The organism is Rhodanobacter sp. ANJX3 (assembly GCF_014200755.1).
In the GTDB taxonomy this organism is placed as follows: Bacteria; Pseudomonadota; Gammaproteobacteria; order Xanthomonadales; family Rhodanobacteraceae; genus Rhodanobacter.
Genome location: NZ_JACHCM010000001.1, coordinates 1,006,253 through 1,024,074 on the forward strand (window position 1 = coordinate 1,006,253; position 17,822 = coordinate 1,024,074).

Annotated in this window: 20 protein-coding genes and 1 tRNA gene; all 21 read left to right on the plus strand. The window is 64.2% G+C overall.

Annotation, left to right across the window (positions count from 1 at the left end; genetic code table 11):
- Positions 1-5: 5 nt before the first annotated feature.
- The 21 genes from HDE76_RS04415 to HDE76_RS04515 all read left to right on the plus strand — a co-directional run bounded on the left by HDE76_RS04415 (position 6) and on the right by HDE76_RS04515 (position 17,820).
- The gene (locus tag HDE76_RS04415) at positions 6-557 is read left to right on the plus strand and encodes a MarR family transcriptional regulator (protein WP_179477048.1); all 552 of its coding nucleotides are present in this window, start codon (positions 6-8) and stop codon (positions 555-557) included.
- 26 nt (positions 558-583) lie between these two features.
- Positions 584-2,080: an efflux transporter outer membrane subunit gene (locus tag HDE76_RS04420; RefSeq protein ID WP_184505634.1), complete on the plus strand. Its 1,497-nt coding sequence runs from the start codon at positions 584-586 to the stop codon at positions 2,078-2,080.
- Positions 2,067-3,302 carry an HlyD family efflux transporter periplasmic adaptor subunit gene (locus tag HDE76_RS04425; RefSeq protein WP_184505636.1) on the plus strand — a complete coding sequence of 412 codons (1,236 nt, stop codon included), beginning with the start codon at positions 2,067-2,069 and terminating at the stop codon, positions 3,300-3,302. Before HDE76_RS04420 ends, HDE76_RS04425 begins: the two co-directional genes overlap by 14 nt.
- A gap of 15 nt (positions 3,303-3,317) precedes the next feature.
- Entirely contained in the window at positions 3,318-4,886 is a 1,569-nt protein-coding gene (locus HDE76_RS04430) for a DHA2 family efflux MFS transporter permease subunit (protein ID WP_179477051.1), read from the plus strand.
- 94 nt (positions 4,887-4,980) lie between these two features.
- The gene (gene phaR / locus HDE76_RS04435; RefSeq protein WP_179477052.1) at positions 4,981-5,472 is read left to right on the plus strand and encodes a polyhydroxyalkanoate synthesis repressor PhaR; all 492 of its coding nucleotides are present in this window, start codon (positions 4,981-4,983) and stop codon (positions 5,470-5,472) included.
- Between the two features lie 130 nt (positions 5,473-5,602).
- Complete coding sequence (gene phbB / locus HDE76_RS04440; protein WP_179477136.1) at positions 5,603-6,364, plus strand: acetoacetyl-CoA reductase; 762 nt, start codon at positions 5,603-5,605, stop codon at positions 6,362-6,364.
- Positions 6,365-6,469: 105 nt separating this feature from the next.
- Positions 6,470-7,873: an NAD(P)/FAD-dependent oxidoreductase gene (locus HDE76_RS04445; protein WP_179477053.1), complete on the plus strand. Its 1,404-nt coding sequence runs from the start codon at positions 6,470-6,472 to the stop codon at positions 7,871-7,873.
- Positions 7,866-8,276, plus strand: a complete 411-nt coding sequence (locus HDE76_RS04450) for a DUF3293 domain-containing protein (protein ID WP_179477054.1) — start codon at positions 7,866-7,868, stop codon at positions 8,274-8,276. Before HDE76_RS04445 ends, HDE76_RS04450 begins: the two co-directional genes overlap by 8 nt.
- 49 nt (positions 8,277-8,325) lie before the next feature.
- Positions 8,326-8,973, plus strand: a complete 648-nt coding sequence (ccmA, locus tag HDE76_RS04455; RefSeq protein WP_179477055.1) for a cytochrome c biogenesis heme-transporting ATPase CcmA — start codon at positions 8,326-8,328, stop codon at positions 8,971-8,973.
- Between the two features lie 10 nt (positions 8,974-8,983).
- A complete protein-coding gene (ccmB, locus tag HDE76_RS04460) occupies positions 8,984-9,670 on the plus strand; it encodes a heme exporter protein CcmB (RefSeq protein WP_179477056.1) in 687 nt (228 codons plus the stop codon).
- A 4-nt stretch (positions 9,671-9,674) separates the two neighbouring features.
- On the plus strand, positions 9,675-10,433 hold the full coding sequence (locus HDE76_RS04465; protein WP_179477057.1) for a heme ABC transporter permease: 759 nt from the start codon (positions 9,675-9,677) through the stop codon (positions 10,431-10,433).
- A gap of 11 nt (positions 10,434-10,444) precedes the next feature.
- Positions 10,445-10,642: a heme exporter protein CcmD gene (gene ccmD, locus HDE76_RS04470; RefSeq protein ID WP_179477137.1), complete on the plus strand. Its 198-nt coding sequence runs from the start codon at positions 10,445-10,447 to the stop codon at positions 10,640-10,642.
- A gap of 34 nt (positions 10,643-10,676) precedes the next feature.
- Positions 10,677-11,144 (plus strand): cytochrome c maturation protein CcmE, encoded by a 468-nt coding sequence (gene ccmE, locus HDE76_RS04475; RefSeq protein ID WP_179477058.1) that lies wholly within the window; start codon positions 10,677-10,679, stop codon positions 11,142-11,144.
- Positions 11,141-13,123 carry a heme lyase CcmF/NrfE family subunit gene (locus HDE76_RS04480; RefSeq protein WP_179477059.1) on the plus strand — a complete coding sequence of 661 codons (1,983 nt, stop codon included), beginning with the start codon at positions 11,141-11,143 and terminating at the stop codon, positions 13,121-13,123. Before ccmE ends, HDE76_RS04480 begins: the two co-directional genes overlap by 4 nt.
- Positions 13,120-13,662 carry a DsbE family thiol:disulfide interchange protein gene (locus HDE76_RS04485; RefSeq protein WP_179477060.1) on the plus strand — a complete coding sequence of 181 codons (543 nt, stop codon included), beginning with the start codon at positions 13,120-13,122 and terminating at the stop codon, positions 13,660-13,662. The genes HDE76_RS04480 and HDE76_RS04485 overlap by 4 nt, the downstream gene beginning before the upstream one ends.
- Positions 13,662-14,120: a cytochrome c-type biogenesis protein gene (locus HDE76_RS04490; RefSeq protein ID WP_179477061.1), complete on the plus strand. Its 459-nt coding sequence runs from the start codon at positions 13,662-13,664 to the stop codon at positions 14,118-14,120. The genes HDE76_RS04485 and HDE76_RS04490 overlap by 1 nt, the downstream gene beginning before the upstream one ends.
- Positions 14,117-15,178 (plus strand): hypothetical protein, encoded by a 1,062-nt coding sequence (locus HDE76_RS04495; RefSeq protein ID WP_179477062.1) that lies wholly within the window; start codon positions 14,117-14,119, stop codon positions 15,176-15,178. The genes HDE76_RS04490 and HDE76_RS04495 overlap by 4 nt, the downstream gene beginning before the upstream one ends.
- Positions 15,178-16,416 carry an alpha/beta fold hydrolase gene (locus HDE76_RS04500; RefSeq protein ID WP_179477063.1) on the plus strand — a complete coding sequence of 413 codons (1,239 nt, stop codon included), beginning with the start codon at positions 15,178-15,180 and terminating at the stop codon, positions 16,414-16,416. Before HDE76_RS04495 ends, HDE76_RS04500 begins: the two co-directional genes overlap by 1 nt.
- Before the next feature lie 84 nt (positions 16,417-16,500).
- Positions 16,501-17,082 (plus strand): cysteine dioxygenase family protein, encoded by a 582-nt coding sequence (locus tag HDE76_RS04505; RefSeq protein WP_179477064.1) that lies wholly within the window; start codon positions 16,501-16,503, stop codon positions 17,080-17,082.
- Between the two features lie 25 nt (positions 17,083-17,107).
- Positions 17,108-17,193 (plus strand) — tRNA-Leu (locus HDE76_RS04510).
- 186 nt (positions 17,194-17,379) lie between these two features.
- Positions 17,380-17,820 carry an Arm DNA-binding domain-containing protein gene (locus tag HDE76_RS04515; RefSeq protein WP_218861941.1) on the plus strand — a complete coding sequence of 147 codons (441 nt, stop codon included), beginning with the start codon at positions 17,380-17,382 and terminating at the stop codon, positions 17,818-17,820.
- Positions 17,821-17,822: the final 2 nt, after the last annotated feature.

Consider the following 17,822-nt stretch of genomic DNA (forward strand, 5'->3'; position numbering starts at 1 on the left):
GTGAAATGGCATCCCTGAGCAAATGTATCGGCATGATGGATGAAGGCATCGAGCGAACGATTCGGCTCATTCCGCAGCTACCGGCGGTCGAAGCCAAACTCAGTCGACTGATGCTGATGGTCAGCGGCAGTTTGAACGAGGAGCTGGAATTCGAGCTCAAGCCGTACAAGCTCAACCACAGCGAGTTTCTGACACTGATGTTTCTCTATAGCCGCCCCGACAGCAGCTCGACCCCCGGCGAGCTGTGCGAGTTCACCAAACAGGGCGCGACCAACATGACGCGCATCGGCAATACGCTGGTCAAGCGCGGCCTGGTCACCCGCGGCGGCAGCGACGACGACCGGCGCCGGGTGGTCATTCGCATCACGGCGACCGGCAAACGGCTGGTGCTGAAAATCGTGCCGCCGCTGTTCCCTCGCCTCGATGCGATGTTCCAGGGCTTCAGCGACACCGACAAGAAAAACCTCAGCCGACTACTGCGCAAGCTGGCACACAACCTCGATCAGGCAACCGGGGATTCCGACACGCATATCGGGACCATGAAGGCGACGAAATGAACACTGCTCTGGCAAGGCTTGCGACGATGAAACGCTCTCTTATCCATGGCGCGGCAGCGATGTCGCTGGCGCTGCTGCTGGGTGCCTGCGCCGCACCGGCCAAGCTCAGCCATCCCGTACTGCGCGACGACGTGCCGCTGGCCGGCCTGCAGGCGCCCACGAAGGACGGCTGGCCCGATGCGCAGTGGTGGCACGTCTACGGCGATCCGCAGCTGGATCGGCTGATCGCCCTGGCCATAAAGAATTCACCCGATCTCGAGCAGGCGCGCAGTCGCCTGCTCAACGCCCAGCAGTCGGTGCGACTGGCCGCAGCGCAGGCCGGCCTCAATATCAACGGCAGCGCACAGTTCGAGCGCCAGCGCATCAGTAAGAACGGCATCGTCAGCCTGCTGCCGGCGAACTTCACCATCGACCCCTGGTACAACCAGGCCGACCTCGGCCTGCAGGCGCAGTACACCTTCGATTGGTGGGGCAAGAAGCGCGCCAGCATCGAGGCTGCGCTGGATCAGGCGCACGCCGCCGAAGCCCAGCGCAGCGCCGCCGCATTGACCATCCAGAACGCGGTGGCCGACACCTATTTCGGCTGGCAAGGCGACGAAGCGCGGCTGGATTTGTCCAATCAGCTGGTCGCCGCACAGAACCGGTTCCTGCATATCGCCGAACTGCGCGTCGCGCACGGCGTCGATCTGGAAGACACCGTACAGCAGGCCAAGGCCGACCTTGCTGCCGCACGAGAAATGAACGTCGCGCTGGCCGGTTCGGCCGCTATCCGCAAGGTGGCGCTGGCCGCCCTGCTCGGCATCGCGCCGGCCGATCTGCCGGCCTTGCAGGTCAAACCGCTGCCGGAAGTGGACAGCCGTGTTCCCGCCGATGCAAGGCTCGACCTGATCGCCCGGCGCCCGGATATCGCCGCGAGTCGCTGGCAGGTCGAGGCCGCCCTGAAGCAGACCGACGTGGCGCGCGCGCAGTTCTTTCCCGACCTCAGCATCAGCGCCATGGCAGGCCTGTCCAGCCTCGATCTGGGCAAGCTGCTGAGTGCCGACAGCCGCGCGTTCTCGCTGACGCCGGCGCTGCACCTGCCGATCTTCGAAGGCGGTCAGCTGCAGGCCAACTACGGCATCAGCAAGGCGCAGCTGGCCGGCGCGGTGGCCGGGTACAACAGCACCGTGATCGACGCCGCGCGTGACGTGGCCAACCAGGCACTTGCCGCACAGCAGATCGCCGCGCGACGCAAGGAGCAGTCCGGCCAGATCGCCGCCAACGAACGCCTTGTCGCTACCGCCCAGGCACGCCAGAACCAGGGCGTGCGCGATGCTCGCGAGAGCATCGGTGCCGCCGCGCAGCTGCTGCAGCAACGCGATGATGCGGTCAGCCTGCAGGCGCAGGCCGTATCCACCGACCTGGCCCTGATCAAGGCGCTCGGCGGCGGTTATCGCGCGTCCGGCGACCCTGCCTCCTCTGCCACAACATCCACAACATCCCCTTCGACCTCGTCCGGAGACGACGCCCATGAGCGCCACTGAGTCCGACCAGCCCCAGAACGCCGCGCCTGCCGACAGCAAGGACAGCGGCATGACGGCCAAGAATCCGGCCAAGCGGCGCAAGACGCTGTTGATCGTGCTGCTGATCTTTATCGCCGCCGGCGTGATCTGGCTGCTGCTGTGGCTGCTGGTGTTCTCCACCCGCGAAACCACCGACGATGCCTACGTCGGCGGCAATCAGGTGGCCATTTCCGCGCAGGTGCCCGGTACGGTCGTAGCGATTCTTGCCGACGATACCCAGCACGTCGAAGCCGGCCAGATTCTGGTCAAGCTGGACAACACGGACGCCAGCGTGCGCCTGGCTCAGGCCGAGGCGTCGCTGGCGGCGGCGGTGCGGCAGGTGCGACAGCAAACCGATTCGGCCAACGGCAGCGACGCCGCGGTGGCCGAACGCCAGGTGGAGCTGAAAAAAGCCGAGGCGGATCTCAAGCGCCGCCTGCCGCTGGTCGCGCAGCAGGCCGAAGCGCCGGAGACCATCCAGCATCTGCGCGATGCGATCGCCCAGGCCCGTGCCGCGCTGAACACCGCCCAGGCGCAGGCGTCGGCGCAGCACGCGTCGATTTCCGGCACCGATATCGCCAACAACCCGGCCGTGCTGCAGGCGCGCGCCAACTTCCGCGCCGCGTGGGTGGCTGCGCAGCGCAACGCCATCTATGCGCCGGTATCCGGCTACGTCGCCCAGCGCAGCGTACAAGTGGGCAACAGCGTGCAGGCCGGCCAGCAGCTGATGACTGTGCTTCCGCTGCACAACCTGTGGATCGAAGCCAACTTCAAGGAAAGCCAGCTGCGCCACATCCGCATCGGCCAGCCCGCCAAAGTCGAGGCCGATATCTACGGCAGCAGCGTCGAGTATCACGGCAAGGTGATCGGCCTGGGCGCCGGCACGGGCAGCGTGTTCTCCCTGCTGCCGGCGCAGAACGCCACCGGCAACTGGATCAAGGTGGTGCAACGCGTGCCGGTACGCATCGCGCTGGACAATAACGAACTCGACAAGCATCCGCTGCGCATCGGCCTGTCCAGCGATGTCACCGTCGATATCACCGACGACAAGGGTCCGGTGCTGGCGCCGCAGGGCGAGCGCGAGCCGGTGGCGGAAACCACCGTCTACGAACAGATGGCCAGCAAGGCCGATGCCGCGGCCGACAAGGTGATCCAGGCCAACCTCGGTTCATCGGACAACGCCGGCAGCGACCGCCCGAACTGACGTCGAGTCCAGCACATGGCCGCCATTTCCTCCGAAGCGACACCCGCGGATGCCACGCCGCTGAAGCCCTTGCAGGGCGCGATGCTGGCGCTGATGACGGTGGCCGTTGCGTTCAGCACCTTCATGGAGGTGCTGGATACGACGATCGTCAACGTCGCCGTACCGCATATCGCCGGCAGCCTGGGCGTGAGCCCGAACGAGGGCACCTGGGCGATCAGCTCGTATTCGATGGCCAGCGCGATCATGCAGCCGCTGACCGGCTGGATCGCCAAGCGCTTTGGCGAGGTACGTACCTTCGTCGTGTCGGTCGGCCTGTTCGTGCTGTTTTCGATGATGTGCGGCCTGGTCACCAGCATGCCGATGCTGGTCGTCGCCCGCCTGCTGCAGGGCGCCGGTTCCGGTCCGATGGTGGCGCTGGCGCTGTCGCTGCTGCTGGCCAACTACCCTAAGAGCAAGCAGGGCATGGCGCTGGCGCTGTGGGCGATGACCGTGGTGATCGCGCCGGTGCTGGGGCCGATTCTCGGCGGCTGGCTCACCGACAATTATTCGTGGCCGTGGATTTTCTACATCAATGTACCGGTCGGCATCATGGCGGCCGTGTCGACCTGGTTCCTGCTGCGCAAGCGCGAATCGAAAATGGTCTACGCGCCGATCGACATGATCGGGCTGGTGTTGCTGGTGCTGGGCATCGGCTGCCTGCAGTTCATGCTGGACAACGGCAACGACAAGGACTGGTTCTCCTCGCCGCTGATTCTGGTGCTTGGTCTGGTCGCGCTGGTGAGCCTGGTTTTTCTGGTCGTGTGGGAGCTCAACGCCAAGTACCCGGTGATCGACCTGTCGCTGTTCAAGCAGCGCAATTTCACCATCGGCGTCATCGCGATGTCGCTGGGCATGCTGGCGTTCTTTGCCATCAACGTGGTGTCGCCGCTGTGGCTGCAGACCACGCTGGGATATACCGCCAGCTGGTCGGGCCTGACCAGCGCCTGGGTCGGCGTGCTGGCATTCCTTTTTTCCCCACTGGTAGGCAGTCTGCTGGGCAAGTTCGATCTGCGCGCGATGATCTCCACAGCCTTTGTGATTCTGGCCGGCTGTTCTTACTGGCTGTCGACTTTCGACAGCAGCGTGTCCTACATCAACATGGTGTGGCCACGTCTGGTCATGGGCATCGGCATTCCGTTGTTCTTCATTCCGCTGAACCAGATCTATCTCTCCGGCCTGCCACCGGAACAGGTGGCCAGCGCCTCGGGTCTGGCCAACTTTTTCCGTACGCTGGGCGCCAGCGTCTCCACCGCCATTACCGTCACGCTGTGGCAGCACCGCACCGAGTTCCACCACGCCTCGCTGACCGAAAACGTTACCGCCGGAACGCCGGCGGCCAGCGCCTTTCTGCAACAGCTTCAAGGTGTGGGACTGGCCGGCAAGCAGGGACTGAGCGTGGTGGAACAGCTGCTCAGCAAGGAAGCAGCGACCCTGGCGGTCAACGACGTTTTCTGGGGTTGCAGCATCACCTTCGTGCTGCTGATTCCGTTGCTGTGGCTGGCCCGGCCGCCGTTCGGCAATGCCGCGGCCAAGGGAGTGCATTGAGCTTGCCGCCTACAATTGCTGCAACGAAGCGCCTGCAGCAATTTTTCTATTCGATCACTGGTGCGGCGCAATACCTTCTGCTAGCTTGTGCGGCATGGCACAAACCAAACGCATCATCAAGAAGTATCCGAACCGACGTCTTTACGACACGGAGATCTCCAGCTACATCACGCTGGAAGAGGTCCGTCAGCTGGTATTGGATAACGAGGACTTCGAAGTACGCGACGCCAAGTCCGGTGAGGATCTCACGCGCTCGGTGCTGCTGCAGATCATCTCCGAGAACGAGGGCGATGGCCAGCCGATGCTGTCTCCGCAGCTGCTCAGCCAGATCATCCGTTTTTATGGCGATTCACTGCAGGGCTTTATGGGGCCTTATCTGGAGCGCAGCCTGCAGGTGTTTCTCGATCAGCAGACCCAGTTCCGCAGCCAGCTCAACAGCCTTATGGGTCAGACGCCCTGGACCATGCTGAACGACCTGACCGAACGCAACATGGATGCGTGGAAAGCGATGCAGCGAGGCTTTATGGATACGGCCGCGCAGGTTGTTCAGCCACCCGCCGGACGCGGTGGCAAAAAAACGGGCTGAGCCAGGCATCGGCATCGGCCTCGGGCGAATGGCGTCCTAACGCTGCATTTGACCTTTTCCTTTTTCTTCATCCGCTGCAGCACAACATGTGCTGCTAAGCGGCATGAGCCTGACTATGTTGGTGAAGTGCATGGGTGCATCGGCGGCTCGCAAGCGCACAGCAGTGGTTACTGGTGGCATCGGTGGTCTGGGAACGGAAATCTGCCGCCATCTGGCGCAGGCCGGGCGTCAGGTAATTGCGGTTGACCTCACCGCCTCCGCAGAACGTCTGAGCCAATTTGAACAAGAGGTCGGCGACTTCCGTGACGCCGTCCGTTTCGAGTCGGTCGACGTCACCGAGTTCGATAGCTGTAAGCAGCTTATTTCGCGCATTGAATCGCAAACCGGCGGTGTCGACGTGCTGGTCAACGCGGCCGGCATCACGCGCGACGCCAGCCTGCGCAAGATGACGCCCGAGCAGTGGCATCAGCTGATGCAGGTGAACCTCGACGGCGTATTCAACATGTGCCGCAACGTGATCGAAGGCATGATCGAGCGCGAGTTCGGCCGCATCATCAATATCAGCTCGGTGAACGGCCAGACCGGGCAATTCGGGCAGACCAACTACTCCGCGGCCAAGGCCGGCGTGCACGGCTTCAGCATGGCGCTGGCGCGCGAGACGGCGAGCAAGGGCATCACGGTGAACACCGTGTCGCCGGGCTACTGCGACACACGAATGGTCGCTGCCGTGGCCCCCGAGGTTCGCGAGCAGATCATTGCCGGGATTCCGGTGGGACGACTGGGCACGCCCGGCGACATCGCCCGCGCCGTGAGCTTTTTCAACAGCGACGACAACGGCTATATCACCGGCGCCAACCTGCCGGTCAACGGTGGCTATTTCATGAGCTTCTAGTGTCGCAGCCCGCGCCACGATCGGCCGACGTGACTATGCTTTAGCGCACGGCTCGGCCGTCCGCCGACAAGCGCGACGGGTCGTTTTACTCTCTCTGGAAGCCGCATGGCGAAGCAACCCATCACCCTCATTGGCGGCGGCCTGGTCGGCGCGCTGCTGGCGCAGCAGCTCGCCCAGCGCGGCTTTGCGGTCGAGGTGTACGAGAAATATCCCGATCCGCGCCTTATCGGTTTTTCCGGCGGTCGCTCGATCAACCTGGCCCTGGCAGAACGCGGCCTGCAGGCGCTGCGCACAGCGGGGCTTGCCGACGATGTATTGCGTCATGCGGTGATGATGCGTGGGCGCATGGTGCACGGCCGCGACGGCAGCACCAGCTTGCAGCGCTACGGCGTCGACGACAGCGAAGTGATCTGGTCGGTATCGCGCGGCACCTTGAACACTCTGCTGCTGGATGCGGCCGAAGCCGCCGGCGCGCGCATTCATTTCGGCCAGTCGCCGCACGGTATCGACTTCGATCGGCAGCAGATGCTGGTTACCGATGCGGCCGGAACCACTCGCCGCGTGCCGTTCGGCATGCTGATCGGCGCCGATGGCGCCGGCTCGGGCGTGCGCGCCGCGATGAACGCCTACGCGCCGCTGGGCGAACGCGTGGAATCGCTGGGGCACGGCTACAAGGAGCTGGAGATTCCGCCAGTCGACGAACTGCCCGCCTCTCTCGTACGCGGCAGCGGCGCCTACGGTCAGTTTGCGATCGAGCCGCATGCGCTGCATATCTGGCCGCGCGGGGGCTATATGTGCATTGCGCTGCCGAATACCGAAGGCAGCTTCACCGTGACGCTGTTCCTGCCCAACGACGGCAGCTCGCCCAGCTTTGCCGGATTGCCAGACGCGGCCACCGCCGCGGCCTTTTTCCGCGAAGATTTCCCCGGCCTGCTGCCGCTGATCCCCCAATTTGTCGAAGACTACGACGGCCACCCGGTCGGCACGCTGTCGACGCTTTATCTGGATCGCTGGCACCTCGACGGCCGCGCCCTGCTGATCGGCGACGCAGCCCATGCCATCGTGCCGTTTCACGGCCAGGGCATGAACTGCGGTTTCGAGGACACCGTGGTGCTGACCGATCTGCTGGCCGAAGCACCGAACGACAGCGCCGACGTGTTCGCCGAATTCCAGCGCATCCGCCAGCCCGATGCCAACGCCATTGCCACCATGGCGCTGGAAAATTACGTCGAGATGCGCGACTCGGTCGCCGATGCGCACTACCTGGCCAAGCGCGAACTCGGCGTGCTGCTGGCCGAGCGCGCGCCCGGGCACTACATGGCCCGCTATCGCATGGTCACCTTCACCCACCTGCCCTACGCCTATGCGCTCGAACGCGGGCGCGCGCAGGACGCGCTGCTGGATGACCTGTTGCACGAATCCAACGATGTCGCCAGCGTCGACCTCGACGCGGCGGTCGCCCTGCTGAAAGCCAGACTGCCGCCGCTGCCGCCGCTGCGCCATGGATGAAACGTTGCTGCAAGCCTACCGCGACACCGAATATCTGGTGTGCCTGGATACCGTCGAATGGGCGTGCATCAGGGTCGACCAGGCTCTGCCTGCGTCGTTGCGACGGATGGTGGACGTCAGCGCGTGGGGATTTATCACGGCATGGAATCCGCTCTCCGAAGCGCGCGCGCTGGCGGACAACCTCGCCGCCCAGCGCGCGCTACGCGCCGATCTTCAAATCATCCCTGACGCATCGATGTTTGCCGCCATCGGGATCGGCCGCGGCGGCTGGCACGAGCCAAGCCTGTTCGTGATCGGAGCGGATCAACCGAGCCTCGACGTACTGGGTCGCCGCTACCGCCAGCACGCCTATGTTCACGGTACGGGTGCGGAACCGGCCCGTTTGCGCATCCTGTCGAACTGACAGCGCACCGCATGGACAAGCGCCTCGCGCATTGCGCACAATCGAGCGGATGAGCGCCGCCCTTACTGCCGTACCCGACCACGTGATCCTGCTCGAAACGCGGGCGCTGGGCTTTTATCGGCAGGACGAACCGGTATTCGCCTCGTTGAATTTCCGGCTGCGCGCGGGCGAACTCGGCCTGATCGAAGGCGATAACGGCAGCGGCAAAACCACGCTGATGCGTATCCTCGCCGGCTTGCTGCACGTCGATGAAGGCGAGCTCTACTGGCGTGGCCAGCCGCTGCAGCGCGAGCACTGCCTGGGCGAGGTGCTTTTTCTCGGCCACCAGCTCGGGCTGAAGGCCGACCTCAGCCCGTCGGAAAATCTGCAGGTGGCGGTGGGCCTGCATGGCTACCGGGCGCAGACAACCCTTTCCGCGGCGCTCGCCGAGGTTGGCCTGAGCGGCTACGAGGACGAGCCGGTACGACGGCTCTCCGCCGGCCAGAAAAAGCGCGCTGCTCTGGCGCGACTGGTGCTGCTTCCCGCGAAGCTGTGGCTGCTGGATGAACCCTACGCCAACCTCGATCGCACCGGCATCGCGCTGGTCAATCGGCTGCTGGAAGAGCACCTCGCGCGCGACGGCGCGGCGCTGGTCACCAGCCACGGCACGGTGAGTTTTCACGGCGGCGAACCGCAGCGCATCCGGATGCACGCGTGAGCACCCGGACATGAGCCGGCCGGGACTGACCACCGCCTGCGCGGCCATGCTGCGGCGCGACCTCACGCTGGCCTGGCGCCGACGCGGCGATATCGCGATGCCGGTGCTGTATGCGCTGATCGTTACGATGCTATTTCCGTTTGCACTGGGGCCGGAAGACACGCTGCTGGAACGAATCGCCGGCGGCGTCGTGCTGGTCACCATCCTGCTGGCAATGCTGCTGGCGCTGGACACGATGTTTTCCAGCGATATCGAGGACGGTTCGCTGGAACAGCTGGTGCTGGCGCCGCAGCCGCTGGCACTCATGCTGGCGATGAAGATTCTTGCCCATTGGCTGACGACGGCGCTGCCGCTCATCGTTATTTCGCCGCTGCTCGCCGGCATGCTGCACCTGCCCACGTCGGTGATGCCGGTGCTGATGCTGGCCTTGCTGCTGTCGACGCCGATGCTGAGCCTGCTCGGCGCGATTCTGGTCGCGCTGACGGCCGGCACGCGGCGGTCTGGTATGCTGCTGGCCCTTATGTTGCTGCCGCTGTGCGTACCGGTCGTGATCTTCGCCGCGGGTGCCGTGGCGGCATCCCAGCAAGGGTTGCCATGGCTGGCACCCATCGCCTGGCTGGGCGCGGCACTGGTGCTGTTGCTGGTGCTGGCGCCGCTCGCCTGTGCGGCCGCTCTTCGTATTGCTCTGGACGCTTGAAACGATGTCCAAGTGGATTCCACTGTGGCTGCATAAACTGAGTTCGCCGCCGACGTTCTACCGCTTCGCGGGCGCACTGCGGCCGTGGCTGCTCGCGCTGGCGTTACTGACCGGCGCGATCGCGCTTTACGGTGGCCTGGTGCTGGCACCGGCGGATTACCAGCAGGGCGATGCGTATCGGATCATCTTCATCCACGTTCCCAGCGCCTGGATGAGCCTGTTCATCTACGGCGTGATGGGCTTTGCCGCCTTTCTCGCCCTAGTCTGGCGGATCAAGCTGGCCGAAGTGGTAGCGATGACATCGGCACCGATCGGCGCGGCCTTTACCTTCATCACCCTGGTCACCGGCTCGCTCTGGGGCAAGCCGATGTGGGGCACGTGGTGGACCTGGGATGCGCGGCTGACGTCGGAGCTGGTGCTGCTGTTTCTGTATCTGGGCGTGATCGGGCTGTATCACGCGTTCGAGGATCGCCGGCAGGGCGCACGCGCCGCGGCGTTTCTCGCGCTGATCGGCATTATCAACGTGCCGATCGTGCATTTCTCGGTGAACTGGTGGAATACCTTGCATCAGGGTTCGACGATCCGCCTGCTCGGCCCGTCGACCATCGCGCCGGGCATGCTGTGGCCGCTGCTGACGATGATGCTAGCGACGAAATTCTATTACCTCGCCAGCCTGTTTGGCCGCGTGCGCACCGACCTGCTCGACCTGGAAAGCGGCAAGGACTGGGTGCGCACCATTGCCACCGGGAGCACGCTCCAGTGAATGGCGGTTCGCTGCAGCATTTTTTCGCCATGGGCGGCTACGCCGGCTATCTGTGGCCGGCGTACGCGGTGTTTTTCATCGTGCTGTTAGCCGACTTTTTCGCACCGCTTCTGCGCCGCCGCCGGCTGCTGCGCGAACTGCGCGCGCGGCTGGGACGCAAGGCCGCACGTCAGTCGCGTCAGGCACCCACTCCGACGGAACCGGCTTGATGCTGGCCCGTCAACGAACGCTGTAAGAGTTTTCATGAACCCCACACGCAAACGCCGACTTATCGTGGTTTTACTCGTCGTTGCCGCAGCCACCGTCGCGGTCGGTCTGGGCGTGTTCGCCCTGCAGCAAAATATGAATTACCTGTTTACCCCGAGCCAGGTTCAGTCCGGCGCCGCATCGAACCATAAAACGTTCCGCCTCGGCGGCATGGTCAAGGCCGGCTCGATTCAGCGCAGCAAGACCTCGCTGCTAGCCACCTTCACCGTGGTCGACGCCGACGGCGCCATGCCGGTGGAATACACCGGCATCCTGCCCGACCTCTTCCGCGACAACCAGTCGGTGATTGCGACCGGGCACATGGACAACGCTCACTTCGTGGCGACCGAAGTGCTGGCCAAGCACGACGAAACCTATATGCCGAAAGAGCTGAAAGACGCCATGGCGAAGGCGCACAAGGACAAACCGATGCAGGAAGGCAGTGACGCGGGCGGCTCACCATGACGCCGGAACTGGGCCAGATCGCGCTGATCCTCGCGCTGCTGCTGGCGCTGGCGCAGAGCATTCTGCCGATCGTCGGCGCCTGGAAAAACAACGGCGCGATGATGGCAGTCGCGCGTCCGGCCGCCTTCGGCCAGGGCTTTTTCGTGGTGATGGCGTTTGTGCTGCTGGTCTGGGCGTTTCTGCATTTCGATTTTTCGGTGCAGTACGTCGCCGACAATTCCAACCTGGCGCTGCCCTGGTATTACCGCATCACCGCGGTGTGGGGTGCGCACGAGGGTTCGATGCTGCTGTGGATCTTCATCCTCAATGTGTGGACGCTGGCGCTGGCGTTCTTCAGCCGTCAGCTGCCGGAGGCCTTTGCGGCGCGCGTGCTCGGCGTGCTCGGCATCATCTCGGTCGGGTTTCTCGCCTTTATCCTGTTCACCTCCGATCCGTTTGGACGGCTGATCCCGATGCCGCCCGACGGCGGCGATCTGAATCCGGTGCTGCAGGATCCGGGCATGACATTTCATCCGCCCGTGATTTACATGGGCTATGTGGGTTTCTCGGTCGCCTTCGCGTTCTCCATCGCCGCGCTGCTGGGTGGCGAGCTGGAACAGGCCTGGGTGCGCTGGGCGCGGCCGTGGACGAATATCGCCTGGGCGTTTCTCACCTGCGGCATCGTTGCCGGCAGCTGGTGGGCGTATGCGGAACTGGGCTGGGGCGGCTGGTGGTTCTGGGATCCGGTGGAAAACGCCAGCTTTATGCCATGGCTCGTCGGCACCGCACTGATTCACGCCCAGGCGGTGACCGAGAAGCGCGGCTCGCTGCGTGCGTGGACCATCCTGCTATCGATCTTCGCGTTTTCGCTGTCGCTGCTGGGAACGTTTCTGGTGCGTTCGGGCGTGCTGACTTCGGTGCATTCGTTTGCGTCCGATCCGCGCCGCGGCCTGTTCATCCTGTGCTTTCTGATCTTCGTCGTCGGTGGCTCGCTGCTGCTGTATGCGCTGCGCGCGCCCAAGGTCGCCGGCGGCAAACCCTTCGCCGTGGTGTCGCGCGAAAGCGCGATCCTGGTCGGTAATCTCATGTTTACCGTGGCGGCGGCCATGGTGCTGCTGGGCACGCTGTTTCCGCTGATCGGCGACGCGCTGAACCTGGGCAAGATCTCGGTAGGACCGCCCTACTTCGGCCTGCTGTTTCCGCTGCTGATGCTGCCTATCGTGCTGCTGTTGCCGTTCGGTCCGTACCTGCGCTGGGGCAAAGGCGAACCGCAGATTCTGAAACGGGTGATGCTGCGCGCGCTGCTTGCCGCTATGGCTTGCGCCATCGTGGCGGCGTTTTTTGTCGACGGCAAACTCAAGGCGATCGCCGGCGTCGCTGCGGCAGCGTGGGTTGCGGTCGGCGTACTGCTTTACATCGTCAAGCGCTGGCGCGAGATGCCGCGCGGCCGGCGTTATCCCGCTGAAATGGCCGGCATGCTGTTCGCCCATGCGGGCGTGGCGATTTTCCTGATCGGCGTGCTGCTGTCCGAATCGCTCAGCGCGACCAGCGACGTGCGCATGGCGCCGGGCGAAACCAAAACGATCGGCGGCTATGACTTCCGCTTTGACGGCGTGCGCGAAACGCAGGGGCCGAACTGGCGCGCCGACCAGGGCACGGTCACTGTCACCCGCAATGGCAAACCTGTAGCCGTGATGCAGCCGCAGAAGCGCACCTATACGCGCGAGCAGATCCAGACCGAATCGGCGATCGATCCCGGCGTTACCCGCGATCTTTACGTCGCGCTGGGCGAGCCGATGGACAAACAGCATATCGACGGCGCCTGGGCGCTGCGCCTGTACTACAAGCCGTTCATCCGCTGGCTGTGGTTCGGCGGCCTGATGATGATGCTGGGCGGCTTCGTCAGCGCCTGCGATCGGCGCTTCCGCGTGCGACGTACTGCCATCGTCGACGTAGCCGAGCCGATGCACGCCTCGGTGCTGGCGGAAAACCGCACATGAGTCGCCTGATTCCTTTTATCGGCTTTCTGCTGCTGGCTGGCCTGCTGGGTTTCGGCATCTGGTGGAATACCGGGCACGACCAGACCGCCATCCCCTCACCGCTGATCAACAAGCCGGCGCCCGATTTCAAGCTGCCGCTGCTGTACGAGCCGACGCAGACCGCGACGCGGGAATCACTGCTGGGCAAGCCCTACCTGCTCAACGTGTTCGCCAGCTGGTGTATCGAATGCGGCGTCGAGCATCCGGTGCTGCAGGCGGCGGCGCCGACGCTGGGCGTGGCACTGGTCGGCTACAACTACAAGGACGCGCCGGACGATGCGAAGGCATGGCTGGCCACGCACGGCAATCCGTACTCGCTGCTGATGGCCGACACCAGCGGCCAGACCGCGATCGACTTCGGCGTTTACGCGGCGCCGGAGAGTTTTCTGGTCGATGCGCATGGTGTAATCCGCTACAAGCATATCGGCCCGATCACGCCTGAGGTGCTGGACAATGAGCTGAAGCCGGCGATCGCCGCGCTGCCGCAGGAGCCGCGCTGATGCGTGCGCTACGCCCCCTACTTCTGGCGACGCTGCTGCTGTGCGCTGGTGCCGCCCTCGCCCAGGCGATCGAACCGCTGCCGTTCAAGGATCACGCCGAGGAAGTGCGCTATCAGCATCTCACTGCGCAGCTGCGCTGCCCGATGTGCCAGAACGAAACGCTGGCCGACTCCAACGCCCCGATCGCGCGCGATCTGCGCAACCAGATTTTCCAGCTGATGCAGCATGGCCAGACCGATGCGCAGATCAAGCAGTACCTGGTCGATCGCTATTCGGAGTTCGTGCTGTACGACCCGCCGGTCGCGCGCAATACCTGGCTGCTGTGGTTCGGGCCGCTGCTGATTCTGCTGGTCGGTGCCGCCGCCGTGATCGCCACCATTCGCAAACGCAGCCGCGCGCTGACGCCGACCACTTCCACGGCAACCCATACCGCGCTCGATGAAGGGGACGACTGGTGAAACTGGCTTTTGTCGTTACCGTTGTGCTGATGGTTCTCGTCGCCATCGGCGTGGTGGTGGTACCCCTGCTTCGCCGCGGCCGCCAGCAAGGGCGCCCGCGCAGCGTGTTTGTGGTGGCTTTGCTGGTGATCGTCGCGGTACCGCTGATCACGCTCGGCCTGTACCTGAAAATCGGCACACCGGCCACGCTCGATGGCGTCGCCAAGCAGCCGCCGGCGATAAATATCGACCAGGCGCTGGCCGATCTGCGTGCGCATCTGGCGCAGCAGCCGGACGATCTGCAAGGCTGGCTGCTGCTGGCGCAAACCACTACGGCCATGCATCAGCCGTCCGCCAGTCGCGACGCCTACGACCATGTGCTGAAGCTCGATGCGGGAAATACGGACGCGATGGTCGGCTGGGCCGAAGCCGATGCGATGCTGCAACCGACGCACATGATCGACGAGCGGGCGCGCCAGCTGCTGAAACAGGCGGTCGACAAGCAGCCGGACAATCAGCGCGGCCTGTGGCTGCTGGGCATCGGCCAGTTCCAACAAAACCAGTTCGCCGACGCCGCTGCCACCTGGCGCCAACTGCAGCCCCTGCTGCAGCCGGGCAGCGCGGTGGCCAACGCCGTTGCCGATCAGATCAAAGCCGCCGATGCGCGCAGTGGCGACATGTCGGCCCAGGCGCCGAATGCCGCCGCACAAGTGACAAGTACTGACAAGCCCCACGGTCCGGCGTTGCGGGTCAAAGTCCAGCTAGCGCCGGCGCTGAGCGCGCGCGTCGGCCGTGGCGACACGCTCTTCATCTACGCGCGCGCGCCCAATGGGCCGCCGATGCCGCTGGCCGTTACACGGATGGATGCCGACACGCTGCCGGTCAGCGTCACGCTGACCGACGCGATGGCGATGACGCCGGAGCGTTCGCTTTCGTCGGTATCCAAGGTTTTTGTCGGGGCGCGCATCAGCCACAGCGGTCAGGCACTCGCCCATCCCGGCGATCTCGAAGGCGATGCCGGCGTGGTCGCGGTCGATGCCACGGGGCCGATACATATCACCATCGACAAGGTGCACTGATGGGCGACGCCCGCCAGTACTTCGCACTGCCTTCGCCGTTCGCCATGAAGCGCGGCGGCGAGCTGCACGGCGCCCACGTCGCCTTTGAAACCTGGGGGACGCTCAACGCAGCGCGCGACAACGCCGTGCTGATTCTCACCGGCCTGTCGCCAAGCGCGCACGCCGCCTCCAATGCCCACGACGATTCACCCGGCTGGTGGGAGGCGATGCTGGGCGACGGCAAGGCCATCGACACCTCGCGCTGGTTCGTCATCTGCGTGAACTCGCTCGGTAGCGACAAGGGCTCCACCTGCCCCGCATCGATCGATCCCGCCACCGGCGAAGCCTATCGATTGAGGTTTCCCGACCTCTCGCTGGAAGACGTGGCCAACGCGGCGCATGCCGCCGTCAGCAGCCTCGGCATCGCGCAGCTGGCCTGCCTGATCGGCTGCTCGATGGGCGGCATGAGCGCACTGGCGTACATGCTGCTGCATCCCGGCAGCGCCAGAAGCCATATCAGCGTCGACACCGCCCCCCAAGCGCAGCCGTTCGCGATAGCCATACGCTCGCTGCAGCGCGAGGCGATCCGCCTCGATCCGAACTGGAAGGAAGGCAACTACGATATCCAGGGAAGGATGAGTGCCGCGAGCGCCCCAAAAGGGGGCACCCAAAAAGCCGGCGCAGGATGCGCAGGAGCGGCCGATATTCACGTGGCGGAAGGCGGCACCTATCCCGACATCGGCATGAGCATCGCGCGCAAGCTTGGCGTGATCACCTATCGGTCCGCGATGGAATGGAACGGCCGCTTCGCGCGCATCCGGCTCGACCCCGAACAGCGCGACGACGATCCCTTCGGCCGCGAATTCCAGGTCGAGTCGTACCTCGAAGGCCATGCGCAGCGCTTCGTGCGCACTTTCGACCCCAACAGTTATCTTTATCTCTCGCGCGCCAGCGACTGGTTCGACATGGCCGAATACGGCCACGGCAGCGTGCACGAAGGGCTCAAGCGCATCCAGATCGAGCGTGCGATGGTGATCGGCGTCAGCACCGACATCCTGTTCCCGCTGCAGCAGCAGGAGCAGATCGCCGAAGGTCTTGAGGCGGCCGGCGCCGACGTGGAATTTGTGGCGCTGAACTCGCCGCAGGGCCACGATGCGTTTCTGGTCGATATCGAAAACTACAGCAGGGCGATCGGCGGATTTCTGAGTCGAATCTCGTCGCATGCTGAAGCCGCGCACAAAGGCCATGCAGAATATTGACGTCGATCAGGCCTTTGACGACTTCATCACTTATAATTGGAACAACGCTACGTCTTGCGTATCACCCGATTTACGGAGCCCGCCATGCTCACCCTCGACTTCCCCGGTAGCCGCACGCTGATCGATACCATTGATGAGGCGATGAGCAAGGATTCCACGCCGGCCATTACCGACAGCCTGCGCAACGGCCTGTGCAAGCTGATCCGCAGCAACGAGGTCAAGCTTCCGGCCTGCGTGTTCGAGGCCAACGAAGGGCACTACGCGCGACGCGAACTCTACTGCAGCGAAGACCACGGCTACTGCGTGGTGGCGATGACGTGGGGTCCCGGCCAGGGCACCCTGATCCACGATCACGACGGCATGTGGTGCGTCGAAGGCGTGTGGAACGGCGCACTCGAAGTGGTGCAGTACGAGCGCATGGAAAACGAGGAAGCGCGTTATCACTTCCGTCCGGTCGGCTCGATCCAGGCCGGCCCGGGTTCGGCCGGCAGCCTGATTCCGCCGCACGAATACCACACCATTCGCAATCCCAGCGACGCCGACATTGCGGTGAGCCTGCACATCTACTCCGGCCGCATGACGCGCTGCGCCGTGTTTCAGCCGTTGCCCGACGACGGCTGGTACCACCGCGACGAACGCCAGCTGGGGCTCGACCAAGTCCACTGATCCCGGCATAATGCAACGCTGATCTGCCGGTGTGGCGGAATGGTAGACGCGGCGGACTCAAAATCCGCTGGCAGCGATGTCGTGTAGGTTCGAGTCCTATCACCGGTACCAGATCAGGGTTTCAAGCAGTACCAGCGAGACCCATGAAACATCCCTAAGCCCGCATAACAGCGGGCTTTTTCATGTCTGAAGGGTCTAGGGCGGTCTCAAGAGATTGTAGGGAATCTGACGGTATCTGTTGGTATTTGTGTTGGTATCCGGCCAGGATGCCGTCGCAAGAACTTACAGGTACCGACAATGCTGACCGATACCGCGATACGCAAAGCCAAGCCCGTGGCCTCCCCGCTTAAACTGACCGATGGGGGCGGCATGTACTTGTTGCTGAAGCCGGACGGCGGTAAGTACTGGCGGATGAATTACAGGCACGGCGGCAAGCAGAAGACGCTCGCGCTTGGTGTGTATCCCCTCGTGACCCTTGCCGATGCCCGCCAGCGTCGGGAGGACGCCCGGAAGCTGCTGGCTAACGGTATCGATCCCAGCGCGATCCGGAAGGAGGCTAAGGAGGCTAAGCGCCGAGGCCACCGCCTGCGCCGACACGTTCGAGAAGATCGCGCGGGAGTGGATGGCGTGGCGCGCGGCCAAGGGGGGAGACAGCAGAGACCACTGCGAATAAGGATGGCTGGCGGCTGGAGTCCTACCTATTCCCACACATCGGCCAGCGGCCCATCACAGCGATAACC

What these genes read in the sequence shown, in the direction of transcription:
- HDE76_RS04450 (WP_179477054.1), top strand. Translation starts at nt 7,866, where the DNA reads ATGGATGAAACGTTGCTGCAAGCCTACCGCGACACCGAATATCTGGTG.
- HDE76_RS04490 (WP_179477061.1), top strand. Translation starts at nt 13,662, where the DNA reads ATGCGTGCGCTACGCCCCCTACTTCTGGCGACGCTGCTGCTGTGCGCT.
- ccmE (WP_179477058.1), top strand. Translation starts at nt 10,677, where the DNA reads ATGAACCCCACACGCAAACGCCGACTTATCGTGGTTTTACTCGTCGTT.
- HDE76_RS04465 (WP_179477057.1), top strand. Translation starts at nt 9,675, where the DNA reads ATGTCCAAGTGGATTCCACTGTGGCTGCATAAACTGAGTTCGCCGCCG.
- HDE76_RS04415 (WP_179477048.1), top strand. Translation starts at nt 6, where the DNA reads ATGGCATCCCTGAGCAAATGTATCGGCATGATGGATGAAGGCATCGAG.
- HDE76_RS04420 (WP_184505634.1), top strand. Translation starts at nt 584, where the DNA reads ATGAAACGCTCTCTTATCCATGGCGCGGCAGCGATGTCGCTGGCGCTG.
- ccmA (WP_179477055.1), top strand. Translation starts at nt 8,326, where the DNA reads ATGAGCGCCGCCCTTACTGCCGTACCCGACCACGTGATCCTGCTCGAA.
- ccmB (WP_179477056.1), top strand. Translation starts at nt 8,984, where the DNA reads ATGAGCCGGCCGGGACTGACCACCGCCTGCGCGGCCATGCTGCGGCGC.
- HDE76_RS04485 (WP_179477060.1), top strand. Translation starts at nt 13,120, where the DNA reads ATGAGTCGCCTGATTCCTTTTATCGGCTTTCTGCTGCTGGCTGGCCTG.
- HDE76_RS04480 (WP_179477059.1), top strand. Translation starts at nt 11,141, where the DNA reads ATGACGCCGGAACTGGGCCAGATCGCGCTGATCCTCGCGCTGCTGCTG.
- HDE76_RS04425 (WP_184505636.1), top strand. Translation starts at nt 2,067, where the DNA reads ATGAGCGCCACTGAGTCCGACCAGCCCCAGAACGCCGCGCCTGCCGAC.
- HDE76_RS04430 (WP_179477051.1), top strand. Translation starts at nt 3,318, where the DNA reads ATGGCCGCCATTTCCTCCGAAGCGACACCCGCGGATGCCACGCCGCTG.
- HDE76_RS04505 (WP_179477064.1), top strand. Translation starts at nt 16,501, where the DNA reads ATGCTCACCCTCGACTTCCCCGGTAGCCGCACGCTGATCGATACCATT.
- HDE76_RS04445 (WP_179477053.1), top strand. Translation starts at nt 6,470, where the DNA reads ATGGCGAAGCAACCCATCACCCTCATTGGCGGCGGCCTGGTCGGCGCG.
- phbB (WP_179477136.1), top strand. Translation starts at nt 5,603, where the DNA reads ATGGGTGCATCGGCGGCTCGCAAGCGCACAGCAGTGGTTACTGGTGGC.
- HDE76_RS04500 (WP_179477063.1), top strand. Translation starts at nt 15,178, where the DNA reads ATGGGCGACGCCCGCCAGTACTTCGCACTGCCTTCGCCGTTCGCCATG.
- HDE76_RS04515 (WP_218861941.1), top strand. Translation starts at nt 17,380, where the DNA reads ATGCTGACCGATACCGCGATACGCAAAGCCAAGCCCGTGGCCTCCCCG.
- phaR (WP_179477052.1), top strand. Translation starts at nt 4,981, where the DNA reads ATGGCACAAACCAAACGCATCATCAAGAAGTATCCGAACCGACGTCTT.